Annotated in this window: 14 protein-coding genes and 1 pseudogene; 7 read left to right on the forward strand and 8 right to left on the reverse strand. The window is 47.5% G+C overall.

The window, feature by feature from the left end; translation table 11 throughout:
- Window position 1: 1 nt before the first annotated feature.
- From VF724_RS13200 to VF724_RS13210, 3 genes are read right to left on the reverse strand one after another with little or no spacing between them, the layout of a single operon-like run.
- Complete coding sequence (locus VF724_RS13200; protein WP_371754723.1) at window positions 2-856, reverse strand: cytochrome c oxidase assembly protein; 855 nt, start codon at window positions 854-856, stop codon at window positions 2-4.
- 15 nt (window positions 857-871) lie between these two features.
- A complete protein-coding gene (locus VF724_RS13205) occupies window positions 872-1,279 on the reverse strand; it encodes a FixH family protein (protein WP_371754724.1) in 408 nt (135 codons plus the stop codon).
- Between the two features lie 26 nt (window positions 1,280-1,305).
- Entirely contained in the window at window positions 1,306-1,896 is a 591-nt protein-coding gene (locus VF724_RS13210) for a DeoR family transcriptional regulator (RefSeq protein WP_371754725.1), read from the reverse strand.
- 264 nt (window positions 1,897-2,160) lie between these two features.
- Here VF724_RS13210 and VF724_RS13215 point away from each other — a divergent pair, with 264 nt between their 5' ends.
- Window positions 2,161-2,892: a response regulator gene (locus VF724_RS13215; RefSeq protein WP_371754726.1), complete on the forward strand. Its 732-nt coding sequence runs from the start codon at window positions 2,161-2,163 to the stop codon at window positions 2,890-2,892.
- 75 nt (window positions 2,893-2,967) lie between these two features.
- Window positions 2,968-3,138: a hypothetical protein gene (locus VF724_RS13220; RefSeq protein ID WP_371754727.1), complete on the forward strand. Its 171-nt coding sequence runs from the start codon at window positions 2,968-2,970 to the stop codon at window positions 3,136-3,138.
- A gap of 16 nt (window positions 3,139-3,154) precedes the next feature.
- Here VF724_RS13220 and VF724_RS13225 read toward each other — a convergent pair whose 3' ends face one another.
- The gene (locus VF724_RS13225; protein ID WP_371754728.1) at window positions 3,155-4,336 is read right to left on the reverse strand and encodes a pyridoxal-phosphate-dependent aminotransferase family protein; all 1,182 of its coding nucleotides are present in this window, start codon (window positions 4,334-4,336) and stop codon (window positions 3,155-3,157) included.
- Window positions 4,337-4,529: 193 nt separating this feature from the next.
- On the opposite strand from VF724_RS13225, the gene VF724_RS13230 reads away from it, so the two are divergent.
- The 3 genes and pseudogenes from VF724_RS13230 to VF724_RS13240 all read left to right on the forward strand — a co-directional run bounded on the left by VF724_RS13230 (window position 4,530) and on the right by VF724_RS13240 (window position 5,560).
- The gene (locus VF724_RS13230) at window positions 4,530-4,775 is read left to right on the forward strand and encodes a hypothetical protein (protein ID WP_371754729.1); all 246 of its coding nucleotides are present in this window, start codon (window positions 4,530-4,532) and stop codon (window positions 4,773-4,775) included.
- A 183-nt stretch (window positions 4,776-4,958) separates the two neighbouring features.
- A pseudogene (locus tag VF724_RS13235) lies at window positions 4,959-5,024 on the forward strand (hypothetical protein); the annotation flags it as partial.
- Between the two features lie 38 nt (window positions 5,025-5,062).
- A complete protein-coding gene (locus VF724_RS13240; protein WP_371754730.1) occupies window positions 5,063-5,560 on the forward strand; it encodes an amidase family protein in 498 nt (165 codons plus the stop codon).
- Window positions 5,561-5,586: 26 nt separating this feature from the next.
- Here VF724_RS13240 and VF724_RS13245 read toward each other — a convergent pair whose 3' ends face one another.
- Entirely contained in the window at window positions 5,587-5,976 is a 390-nt protein-coding gene (locus VF724_RS13245) for a globin domain-containing protein (protein ID WP_371754731.1), read from the reverse strand.
- Window positions 5,977-6,143: 167 nt separating this feature from the next.
- On the opposite strand from VF724_RS13245, the gene VF724_RS13250 reads away from it, so the two are divergent.
- Window positions 6,144-6,851 carry a Crp/Fnr family transcriptional regulator gene (locus tag VF724_RS13250; RefSeq protein ID WP_371754732.1) on the forward strand — a complete coding sequence of 236 codons (708 nt, stop codon included), beginning with the start codon at window positions 6,144-6,146 and terminating at the stop codon, window positions 6,849-6,851.
- Between the two features lie 49 nt (window positions 6,852-6,900).
- Entirely contained in the window at window positions 6,901-7,389 is a 489-nt protein-coding gene (locus VF724_RS13255) for a ParB N-terminal domain-containing protein (protein ID WP_371754733.1), read from the forward strand.
- A gap of 28 nt (window positions 7,390-7,417) precedes the next feature.
- Here the strand turns inward: VF724_RS13255 and VF724_RS13260 are convergent, their stop codons facing one another.
- From VF724_RS13260 to VF724_RS13270, 3 genes are all read right to left on the reverse strand, one after another.
- Window positions 7,418-8,824, reverse strand: a complete 1,407-nt coding sequence (locus tag VF724_RS13260; RefSeq protein WP_371754734.1) for a PAS domain-containing sensor histidine kinase — start codon at window positions 8,822-8,824, stop codon at window positions 7,418-7,420.
- Between the two features lie 23 nt (window positions 8,825-8,847).
- Window positions 8,848-9,786, reverse strand: a complete 939-nt coding sequence (locus tag VF724_RS13265; protein ID WP_371754735.1) for an AEC family transporter — start codon at window positions 9,784-9,786, stop codon at window positions 8,848-8,850.
- 164 nt (window positions 9,787-9,950) lie between these two features.
- On the reverse strand, window positions 9,951-11,483 hold the full coding sequence (locus VF724_RS13270; RefSeq protein ID WP_371754736.1) for a fatty acid--CoA ligase family protein: 1,533 nt from the start codon (window positions 11,481-11,483) through the stop codon (window positions 9,951-9,953).
- Window positions 11,484-11,829 lie beyond the last annotated feature (346 nt).

Here is an 11,829-nt window from a genome sequence, read left to right on the forward strand (position 1 = left end):
ATTAGACAACCTCCATCAAGCTTCGGCCGCGAGTCTGTTCTGTTCCTGTCAAAACCATTCGCTCGGCCGCCATATAGGAAAATTTATGAAGTATAATCATGGCCGCTCCCCCTATTCCTTGGTCCATAGCCGGGGACCACGGCCGGAATTTCAGCAAGCTGTCCAGGCTTACCGTTTGCGGGAAGCACAGGCCGATGGCCTTTAATTGAAAATACGAGTTTGTAAATACATCATAGTGCACAAAAGGGAACATCAGCAAAATGCAAGCCGGCATCAATATCATGCTGTTTGCATGAACAAAACGCTTTCTGCCGCGGCTTTGCAAACGCCCGCTCAATACCGGACTGACGACCGGCCACCATACGCTTAATGAGGCAATCTGCAGGATAACGTGGTATCCGATATGCAAGCCTTCGTTCGTCATGACCGTATCCATCACGGGCGGAACATGATAAAGAATAAACAAGCCGTTAAACAGCGCGAGTACCGCTGCCGGATGTGCCAGCATACGCCACGCCCGATGAAACGGCACATATCTCCACAGCCATTCAAGCATCTCGGCTGAAAATCCGAGAATCAACAGCGGGGGAGCAAAGAAATAAAGCAGGCTCATCTGCACCATATGCAGACTGAAAAACACATGAGCAAGGAAATACAGCGGACTTCCCCAGCTTATATAAAACAGTCCCATTCCCAGAAGAAAGGAAAGCATGCGCCTGACGGATATGAAATTGCCGCTGAGTTTTCGCGCGATTGCGGCAAGCAGCAAATATCCGATTGACAAAAGCAGCTGCACAGCCGCGAGCTTCAGATTCCAAGATGCGCCCGACTGGCTCATGAACTCCGGCAGAGACATCTAGGAAATCCCCCTTCATTTCTGAGTTACGGTCAACTCTTTTCTGGGCATGTTATGCATACCCCTCGCTGTGACATGCGAAACCACGTAATAGCTTCCCGGGGCGTCGAAGGTTTTTTGGATCGAATAAACTCCCTTTCCTTGGAGCTTCCCTTTGATTAACTCATGCTTGTCGTCAGGCCGTGTTTTATTCCAAATCTCGAACTCGACTTCATCCGCGTCGTCGACATATTCCGAACCCTGTGTGACCCAGGCCTCAATCGTTACCGGCTTGCCGGGCTCAATCCCCGTCTCCGGTTCCGTATGGATTTTCACATCAATAATTTGCGGAATTTCTTCTTTATTGTCCGGTTGGTTAGAAGCGCATGCGCTGAACAGCAAGTTGAACAAGCTCAAAAGCAGCACTGCAAAAATTTTCTTCATTGCTTGCTACATTCCTTCCTGTCTGATTACTGCTCCATCGTGCAGCAGCCGTGTTGATCCCCGTTCATTCTTTGAAATATCGCCTCCATCGCCTCGGTAAAAGAATAGATTTTCCCTCCGAATCCTTGGGCGAATTTCTCGGCATTCGTTTTGTGTTCAAAAGCGAGCACCTGAGGCTGACAACAGCCCATATTCAACGAAGTGTCCATGACAAACCATGCGGTTGCCGCGCTTATCGTCGTCTGCAGCAAAAAATCCGAGCATAGCGCCTGCAGAACCTCTTTCCCCAGTTGGCGGTGGCGAAGCAGACCGCAGTGCGCGCAGCAGGCTGTTTCAATCCGGTGGCTCTGGAGAATGAGGCGGTAAGCCGTCCTTTGATTAACGGTTCGATGGCAGTAAACGCAATCCTGCTGGTTGATTCCGGGCTCCGCTTGCTCCCGGGTCAGCGAAATCCCCCCGAATGTTTTCGTTACCAGCCCTTCCTCGATCAATGGCTTGATATCCCGGTGAACGGTCATTTCGGAAACGCCGAGCTTATCGCTAAGCTCCGAAATCCTCATGTTTTTTTCAGAACGGATCAGCTCAATAATCCGGTTTCTTCGTTCCATCGGCAGCATCACAACCAACTCCTTTCGATTTTATAGCTATGTTGTTCCATCACAAATTATAACGCTTTCTAACAAAAAGATTATCATAACAAACGCGGAACGCACAAATCATTTTGTTAGGATTATGTGAAATATAAAAAAAATATTGAAAAATAGAATGATCTGCACATAAACTAAAGTTAGAATGTGTTTTAATTTGTTATATTATCACATATAATAATCACAATTTAACTTTTCTAACATTATTCATTATTTAAGAAAGAGGGTAAGAGTATGGATGAAGTCCAAACGATCCAAACAAACATCCTGATTGTCGATGCCGAAGAGCGGTTTCGCCGGTTATTGCGAAAACACCTGGAAAAGGAAGACTTCATGATCGATGAAGCCGCTGACGGGAAAACCGCTTTGAGCAAGGCCGAACAAATCAACTATGATATGATTGTGCTTGATACCCTGCTTCCGGATTTAAGCGGCATCGACGTTTGCGAAAAATTGCGGCGGATCAAATCCACGCCTGTCATTATGCTGACCGCTCAAGGTGAGGAGGACGACCGATTGCGCGGGTTTCAAGCGGGCGCGGATGACTATGTCGTCAAGCCGTTCAGCCCCCGCGAAATGATATATCGCGTGAAAGCCGTGCTGAAACGCTGCAAAACCACACGTCACCTGCCGATGGCAGCATGCCGTGCGCAAATCCGCATACACTTTCCGAACCTCGTCATCGACCATGATGCGCATCGGGTCACTGTTGATGGGAGAGAGGTTTATTTAACTCCAACAGAATATGATTTGCTGTATTTTCTGGCTTCAAATCCCAATAGAGTCTTCTCCAGGCACGATCTGTTGAAGCATGTTTGGGAATACGCTGATATCAAGGACTCGCGAACGGTCGATACGCATATCAAAAAATTGCGGGAGAAACTAAACGGGGCTTCCACTGAGGCGTCAACAATGATCTCCACCATTTGGGGAACGGGGTATCTGCTAAGAAACGATTCAGCCTGAATGTTTCGTATGTTTGGGCGAATCCTGGAAATCCTAAACCCTACATACAAATAACTTACGAAAGGATGGCTGACAATGGCGACTCCAAACGGACAAAACGAAGACCGGTACGTAACCGCTGCGCTCAATTCCGAACAATTAAAGAAACTGCAAAAACTTGAGGATGAATTAGACGCCATTCTCATTGCTTACGAGCCGACAGACCATGAGACGCCAAACACCCCGACTCCTGCGGAGTCGGGGTGAAACCAATTCACAGTTTTCAAATTACGGCCGCATGATAAACTTGCAATGCCGCCTCTGCAGCTGCCCCTTGTTTCAAGGAGAATCCTTGGTCAAGCAGGCTGCTCTCCAGAGCCTCCAATACGCGCAGCACATTTTCCCTGCTGGACCCGTACCCCATAAGTCCGATTCGCCAGGCTTTTCCTTTGAACGGACCGAGCCCTCCGCCGATCTCAATTTGATGCCGGTTCAGCAGGCTTTGGCGGATCGCCATATCCTCAATTCCATCGGGTACATACACCGTCGTCAGCATCGGCAGCCGATGCTTCTCTTCCACCACCAGCTTCAGCTTCATAGCCTGCAAACCGGTTTGCAGCGCTTTGCCGTGCAGAGCATGGCGTTGAAACGAATTGTCCAAGCCTTCCTCGAGCAGAATGCGCAGCGCTTCGTGGAGTGCATAATTCATCGTGATCGGTGCCGTATGATGGTAGAAACGGTCTTCTCCCCAGTAATTGCGGATCATCGTGAGATCCAAGTACCAGCTTTGCACTTTGTGTTTGCGTTGATCGATTTTATTTAACGCCCGCTGGCCAAACGTTACCGGAGCCAAGCCCGGAGGCGCGCTTAAGCATTTTTGAGTCCCGCTGTAGGCCGCGTCAATACCGATCTGATCAACAGCAACACGCACCCCTCCAAAGGAAGTGACGGTATCGACCACAAACAGCTTGTCATGCCGATGCACCAGGTCGGCGATTTCCTGCAAGGGCTGCCATGCTCCGGTCGATGTTTCCGCGTGAACCAACGCGACCATGCTTGCATCGGGATGCTTCTTCAAGGCTTCTTCAATCTGTTCCGGAGCAAACACGTCTCCCCAAGTCTGCTGCAGGCTGATCACCTCGGCACCCGCACGTTCGGCCACATCCGCCATTCTTCCGCCGAACACTCCGTTCACGCAAATGATGACTTTGTCGCCCGGTTCGATTAAATTGACAAAAACCGTCTCCATCCCGGCGCTTCCCGTACCCGGCATCGCCAAAGTCAGCGGGTTCCCGGTTTCAAATACTTGCTGGAGCATCAGTTTCAGCTCATCCATCAGTTTGAGAAATTCCGGATCCAGATGACCCAGCAGCGGCTTGCTCATCTGCTCCAATACTGTCGGATATACTTCACTGGGACCCGGACCCAGCAGCAGTCTTTGACTCGGTTTAAAGGGGTTGCTCAATGCTGATCACTCCAATGAAATTATTGGCCAAGACGAATTTCAATGAATATAGTCTAGAACATCCGGCGCTTATAATCAATCTCATTCATCAAAAACCTGTCAAATTTCCGCAAATCGGCAGCTCATATTTCACTTTCGTCAAGGGCAAAATAAATTGGCTGTTGCATCCAAATGATGAGGAGTTGAGCGCAGGATGGCTGAAAATAAAAATATGAACCCGGCATCGGGCGAAAAAGTGGAAACCGACGGCGTGTATGCGACGGAATGGGGGCGAGAGGAACTGTTGAAACGAGGCGATTCCTTTCCTAGCGATGTCATGTTGGGAGATACGGAATGGAAGCTCGTCTCATTGCCGTCGGAAGAGCAGCAAACGAAAATAAACAATGAGCGCGGTGAAACGGAAAAGCCGCGACTCCACATAGACCGGGGAGATAAATAGTTGTAAACGTTGAAGGCCAGCCGAAATGGCTGGCTTTTGTTTTAAACTGGAGCCGACATTGAATGCGTTTGTCACACGGACGCCTGAAATCGCATTGGAGGCAGCGCGTGCCGCTGACGAGGCCTTAGCCGCTGGGATGCGGCAGGACCTCTTCACGGATTACCTGTCTCCGTCAAAGATCTGATCAATGTTGGAGGTGTCCGAACCACCTTCGGCTCCCGCGTGATGGAGCACAATACGGCCGTTGAGGACGCCCCTGTTGTCGAACGGATCCGCAGAGCCGGAGCATGTATAATCGGCAAGACAAGTGCAGGATCGATCTGGTGCAAAATGCCATCGGTGATGACCCAGTCGGGCGAAGCTCGCGGGAACTCCTCGATCCCGCTGTCGCCGAAATTTTGGATCAAGCTTTGGGTATGTCAATGAACGAATACTACGAGAAAGTATTCGCTCGCTATGCGTTCCGGGAAAAGGTCCGCAAATTCTTCGAAAACTACGACTTGCTTCTTACCCCTACTCTTCCGGTACCGGCCTTTAAGGCAGGTCAGAATATACCGGCAGAACTGCATGACCGTAATATTGTTTCTTGGGTTTACTATACATATCCGTTTAATTTGACAGGCAATCCTGCCGCTTCCGTCCCTTGCGGATTTACCAAAGACAACTTGCCGGTAGGCTTGCAAATCGTGGGCGCAACAAATCGCGAGACAGACATATTCAAAGCGGCGGCGGCCTTCGAAGAAGCACAGCCTTGGGCTGACCGGAAACCCCCGTTAATGGAATAATTTAGCGGGGTCTTGTTCCAAAGCGTTCATGCTTCATCCTTATTAATAAAATGAAAAGCCGGTCCTTTCAGCCTCTCCAATATGAAATCACGAAGCGCCGGCTCCATTCCGATTTCTTCCAGGGTTTGCCGCATACAGGAGATCCAAGCTTCCGCCTCTTTCATCCCGATGGGCACCTGCAGATGGCGGGCGCGCATCATCGGATGGCCGTAGGAAACGGTATACAGCGGAGGCCCGCCGAAAAATTGCGTCAAAAAAAGGAACTGTTTTTCCTTCACCGGATGAATATCTTCCGGAAACAGCGGCCCGATTACCGGATCCTTGATGACCTTCGGATAAAATGTTTCAACGATTGATCGGATCATTTCCTCCCCGCCCATCACTTCGTATATCGTTCTTTCAGTCTGTCTCTCCATAATGGATAATCCCACTCCCTTGGAGATTGTTCGCTTCAACTATTAAACCATGCTTTTACTGGCCGCAATGTGATTTGCATCACGGAACCTAAACGATATCGCTTGCTGCGGCAGTAAGAGTATACTATGATGAACGTATTAAAAACTTCAGACGGGAGGGGATTTTTATGGAACAGCAGAGCGATCATCTTATTGGACAATTCCCTTTATTCCGCGACCTGACTCCACCGGAGCTGGACTATGTTCATCAAATAACGGTTCCCCGCTTTGTCCCGAAGAAATCGGTGATTTTTACCGAAGGAAGCGAAAGACAAGCGGTATACTTCATTCGTGAAGGCTTGGTCAAAACCTTTAAAACGGATGCAAACGGCAATGAACAGATTGTTTCGTTCCTGAAATCCGGCGAGATGTTCCCGCATACCGGATTTTTTAATAATGAACCGTACCCGGCTACCGCGACGGCAGTGACCGATTCGCATTTGTTTGCCGTACCGATCTCTTCCTTTGAGCGCATGATCCTTCAGCATCCGGAGATGTCCGTCAAAATGATGCGCGTCATGGGCGCCAAAATTCAAGAGCTTCAGACAAGAATTCAGGAGCTGACGGGATGTGATGTTGAACAGCGCTTGTTCTCCATCTTGAACCATTTGGCGGAAAAACAAATCAAGGCGAACGGGAACACCCGGCAAATCGAGCTTCCGGTCACCCATCAGGAATTGGCCAGCGTCATCGGCACCTCCAGAGAAACCGTCAGCCGTTTGCTGAATCAACTCCGCAAGGAACAAATTTTGCAGATTTCCCGCAATGAAATCGTCATTATCGATTGGCCTTCTTTAAAAAGCAAATATTTAAAGCGGAACGCAGCAAATTTATAGGATAAGACAACGTTCGCTGCTAATATACTTCAAGAAGGAGGGGATGTATATGAGATATATGGTGCAGTATATACCTCTGAGCAAAATCAAACCCGATATTCCGGCCAACATGACACAGCGCATGAAACAGCTTCAACGTTTTTTGACGGATTGCATGCACCTGCTGATTGTTCGAAAAAACAAAAAAGACGGCAATTTTATCATTTTGAGCGGACATAACCGATATGAGCACCTGATCAAACATACCAACAAAAAATATGCGCCCTGCATTGTCGATCAAAGCAGAACCGCTGCAGCGGTCCACTCACTGTTTCACCGTTTCCGCAGCAAACGAATTCCGCTTGATGTCCCCCATATGAATCCCGACAGCATATCTCCCGCAAGCTGGGCGGTTATCCGAAGCTTTTTAAAGCAGGAGCCTCGTTTTGCGCATTTATCCCGCAGCCAGCAATTCAGTGTGCTGATTCTTGGGATTCGCTACAAAAAAACGGTGATTTCAGCGATGAGAGCCAAAATCGATAAGATTTTGGCCCGATAAGCAACTTTTGAATAAAAAAACTGGCTTTTTAAAACAATTTTTTCGGCAAAATTATTTCCACTGTTGTTCCCCTATCCAACGCACTTTCGATCCGCACCTCGCCGTTATGCTCCTGGATGATTTTAAAGCTTGTCATCAGCCCCAATCCCGTACCCTTTTCCTTGGTTGAATAAAAGTGCTCTCCAAGTCTGTGAATTCTGGATTCCGGTATTCCGCAGCCTTCGTCCGTGACTCTGATGACATGTGTTTGATTCAAGCATTCCAGTTGAACAACCACCCTGCCGCCCTTCGGCATGGACTCGATCGCATTTTTAATCAGATTGACAAAAACCTGCTTGAACAGATTCTTATCGCAAATCATGACCCCGTCCGATTCAAATCGGGTCACAATTTCTACATTCACCAAAGCAGCCTGAGAGCTTAATAAAGTAACCACTTCATTCAGAATCGTTGCCAAAGCATGTTCTTCATATTTTCTCACTTGCGGTTTGGCCAACATCATAAATTCATTAACGATTAGATTGACTCGGTCGATTTCCGTTAAAATGAAATTCCGGTACTCCATATTTTTTAGTTTTTCTAAATCCATTAATTGCAGAAAACCTTTGATGGCTGTTAAAGGATTTCTGATTTCATGACCGATTCCGGCAGCCAATTCTCCGACGACTGCAAGTTTTTCCGATCTTCGAACAGCTTGCTCGGATTTAATCCGGTCCGTAATGTCCACAACGGTGCCTGTTGTAGCCGGTTTTCCATTATAAACGGTCAGGGCTCCATGGACTTCCAGATGGGCGATGCTGCCATCTTTTTTGATGATTTGCATCTGGTAGGGCGGAGTCGAGTTATTATCTAACCTTTTACGAATAATATCGGCTACAAATTCCCGTTGTTCCGGAACAATATAGCTCAAAACTTCTGTTCCGATCATTTCATCAACCTCATAACCATATATGCGGGCGAAACACGGATTCACATATTGAAGAATCCAATTTTGGGTAATATAAACCCCGACCAACGACTCTTCCACCAGACTGCGATATTTGGATTCGGTTTCCATCAAGGCGTTTTCCATCATTGCACGTTTCGTAATGTCGCGGCAAATTGCCAAGATGAGGGCGTCTCCGTTATCTTCGGTCAATAAAGGTTTTAATCGGCATTTTAACTGGAGATAGCTTCCGTTCGCATGCCGATATCGAATCTGCAAGATGATGGGTTGACGGGTCTCAACGAGCAGCTGAAAAGCATCCTTCACAATGGGCAAATCGTCCGGATGGATATAATCGAAAACACAAGTTTGCTCGAAGGATTCGAATTCGATGCCCAAGACGCATTGATGCGAAGGTGTGGCGTTTTGAATGATCCCATTTAAATCCATGATGCTGATCAGATCGGAGGTATGTTCTGCGATTAACTGATAAAACAGTTCAATTTGCATGTGCGCACCCCGCTTGTGTTTGGCTAAAAAATTAATATTTTGCCGATATATACGAGCATCGGAATACTGACGAGCGAAAGCACGGTTGAGCTCAGAGCCGTCACTGCCCCTAACTCGTCATCGGCATGATTCATGGCCATGACAATCGGAGCGGTGGATAAAGTGGGCATGGTCACCTGAATCAGAAGGATATTCTCTATCGTCTCATTCAACGAAAGGTGCATCAAAAAAAGGTACGACGCTATCGGAAATACGACCAATTTGAGCGCAATCGGCAGCGCAAGCCTTGATGGAGAAATCTTTCTTTTTTGTTTAACGATCGACATGATCAGCATGCCGATATAGAACATGGCCAGAGGCGTTGCTGCATAGCCCACCGTATCCGCAACATCCTTGACGAAGTGCGGAGGGCTGATTTTCAAAAAAGCCATAAGGAAGCCGATCAAGATTGCTAATAAAGGCATATTGAACATGGATTTGAACGTTCTAAAACCGATGCTTCCCTTTTGCTGGATCAGCATCACTCCCAAAGACCAGAGAATCAAAGCCATGCCCGCATCAAAGACGGCGGCAAGAATCGCTCCCTTCGGTCCAAACAGGGTTGCGCATAAGGGGATGCCGATCAGCGCAGTGTTGCCCAATGCGGAAAGAAAGGCGGTTTCTCTTGCTTTGACGGTCTGTTTGAAGAATGCTTTGGCAATCCCTAAAGCCGCAAACAGGGAAATCAAATTAAAGAGGACGGAAAACACAAATGTCATTAAAATTTGCATCAGCAGTTGATTGTCGATGGACAATTGTAAAAAAGCGTGAAGAATCAGGGCGGGCACAACGACATTAATAATCAACATGATCAGAAACTTCCGGATATCTTGGCTCAGCGGAGTTTTCACCGCGATGATAAAACCGATTCCGATCAAAATGGCCATCTTCAAAATCGTTTCAAGCAACAATAAGAAATCCAAGCAGATCGACTTCCCTCACCTAAAATCAAGATGTATAACTATAATATGATAGTAAATAGCGCAAAAAAAATAAAATAGCAATTTTCTTGCATGCAGAACAAATATATTTTTTTAAAAAAATCCCGCTAGGCATATGCCTTGCGGGATTTTTCTAGCGGACATCTCTACGCCTCCAACAATTGTTCGCGCAATGCTCTTCGCAGTATTTTTCCGGACGAATTTTTGGGCAGTTCATCTATAAAGTGTATGATCTTCGGCAATTTATATTTGGCCAGGTGTGCACCGCAATAGGACTTGATTCCAGCTTCCGTCAATGCTTGATTCTTAGCTACAATGAAACAAGCGACGGCTTCGCCATAATCCGAATCGGGAATTCCGACGACTGCGGCTTCAATCACGCCGGGATGATTATACAGCACCTCTTCGATTTCTCGGGGATATACATTGTAGCCCCCTACGATAATCAAGTCCTTTTTCCGATCCACAATATAGAAATAGCCTTCTTCGTCCATTTTCGCCAAATCCCCGGTATGCAGCCATCCGTTGCGAATCGCCGCAGCGGTATTCCCCGGCATATTGTAATAGCCTTTCATGACATTGGGTCCCCTGACGATCAATTCGCCGATTTCGCCGGGCGGAAGCTCTTCTCCCAATTCATTGACAACTTTGTTGTCCACGTTCAGAATGCTTTTGCCGATGGATCCCGGTTTACGCGGACGATCCAGCGGATTGAAGCAGGTAACGGGTGAAGCCTCCGAAAGTCCGTACCCTTCGGAAATGACAACGTTAAACTTGTTTTCGAAGTTTTCCAGCAATGCCAACGGAAGCGAGGCGCCACCCGAAACGCAGAGCCGGAGTGAAGCGAGATGCTCCGGACTTCCCTCAGGAAATTGATACAGAAAATTATACATCGTCGGGACGCCTGCAAAGATGGTCGCTTCATATTCGCGAACCAAACGGAAAATTTCACCCGGGCTGAATTTCGGCACAATGATAATCGTTCCGCCGTTAATCAAGGGAGCGTTCAGCGCGACAGTCAAACAAAAAACATGAAACATGGGCAGTGTCGCAATCGTCCGGTCTTCATTGGTCATTCTCAAGTAATTTGCAGTATCTTTCGCATTGCTGTATATATTTTTGTGAGTCAGCATTGCCCCTTTGGGTTTCCCGGTGGTTCCCGATGTGTAAAGAATAACGGCCACATCTTCCTCATCAATGTTCGGAAATTCCGGAATATCCGAAATATCATCAAGCATGCTTGTAAACGTTTTCAAAAATGGGTTGTTTAATTCGTAGGAGACTTCTCGGGTATCGGTAATAACGACATGCTGGATTCGCGGCAGGGAAGGAAGCAGCTTTTCAACAAGCGGAGCCAGCGAATCCAAAGCAATCACGGTCTTCACATCGCCATTGTTGAGTATATAGCCGATCTCATCCCCGGTGAAAGCCGGATTGATCGGAATGACTGTAGCTCCCGCGCGCAGCGCCCCGTAAAGCCCGATGACAAATTCCGGACAGTTGCCGAGGAGCAAAGCGACGTGATCCCCTTTTTGTACGCCCATTTCACTGAGATGTGCGGCAAAGCTGGTAACCGCACCGTTGAATTGTTCGTAGGTTCTGGACATTCCATTGAAGATATATGCGGCTTTCTGCGGATTTTCCGACGATATCTTCGCCAGATGATCAACTACATTCATTGGTTTCCCCCCAATTTGTTTAAAATTTAAATGAGCATTCATTCATTATCAAGCATAAATATAAATATATTATACATGATTTCCTCCTCCCTGACGACTTAATCTTGCTTTCGTTTATTCAATAAAGGGTCTCTCCCCTTCATCATCAGACGAATGGGAAAGACCCTTTGCTTTGTTTTGATGCCCTTTAGGCATCGCGAGCCCAGATTATTGCTTGAGCGTTTTTACCAGCCGTTTGGCTTGGCCACTCGGGGTGTCGATCGCTTCATAGATGCGGATCGTCACCGGGAATTCCAGTTGATCGGTCTGCAGGTTGCCAAAATTGATCGTCTGGTCGCCGCTGATC

This window comes from Ferviditalea candida (genome assembly GCF_035282765.1).
Classification (GTDB): Bacteria; Bacillota; Bacilli; order Paenibacillales; family KCTC-25726; genus Ferviditalea; species Ferviditalea candida.

Bases quoted from the DNA above. Each gene is read 5' to 3' on its own strand.
- VF724_RS13200 (WP_371754723.1), bottom strand. From the start codon at position 856: ATGTCTCTGCCGGAGTTCATGAGCCAGTCGGGCGCATCTTGGAATCTG.
- VF724_RS13205 (WP_371754724.1), bottom strand. From the start codon at position 1,279: ATGAAGAAAATTTTTGCAGTGCTGCTTTTGAGCTTGTTCAACTTGCTG.
- VF724_RS13210 (WP_371754725.1), bottom strand. From the start codon at position 1,896: ATGCTGCCGATGGAACGAAGAAACCGGATTATTGAGCTGATCCGTTCT.
- VF724_RS13215 (WP_371754726.1), top strand. From the start codon at position 2,161: ATGGATGAAGTCCAAACGATCCAAACAAACATCCTGATTGTCGATGCC.
- VF724_RS13220 (WP_371754727.1), top strand. From the start codon at position 2,968: ATGGCGACTCCAAACGGACAAAACGAAGACCGGTACGTAACCGCTGCG.
- VF724_RS13230 (WP_371754729.1), top strand. From the start codon at position 4,530: ATGGCTGAAAATAAAAATATGAACCCGGCATCGGGCGAAAAAGTGGAA.
- VF724_RS13240 (WP_371754730.1), top strand. From the start codon at position 5,063: ATGTATAATCGGCAAGACAAGTGCAGGATCGATCTGGTGCAAAATGCC.
- VF724_RS13245 (WP_371754731.1), bottom strand. From the start codon at position 5,976: ATGGAGAGACAGACTGAAAGAACGATATACGAAGTGATGGGCGGGGAG.
- VF724_RS13250 (WP_371754732.1), top strand. From the start codon at position 6,144: ATGGAACAGCAGAGCGATCATCTTATTGGACAATTCCCTTTATTCCGC.
- VF724_RS13255 (WP_371754733.1), top strand. From the start codon at position 6,901: ATGAGATATATGGTGCAGTATATACCTCTGAGCAAAATCAAACCCGAT.
- VF724_RS13260 (WP_371754734.1), bottom strand. From the start codon at position 8,824: ATGCAAATTGAACTGTTTTATCAGTTAATCGCAGAACATACCTCCGAT.
- VF724_RS13270 (WP_371754736.1), bottom strand. From the start codon at position 11,483: ATGAATGTAGTTGATCATCTGGCGAAGATATCGTCGGAAAATCCGCAG.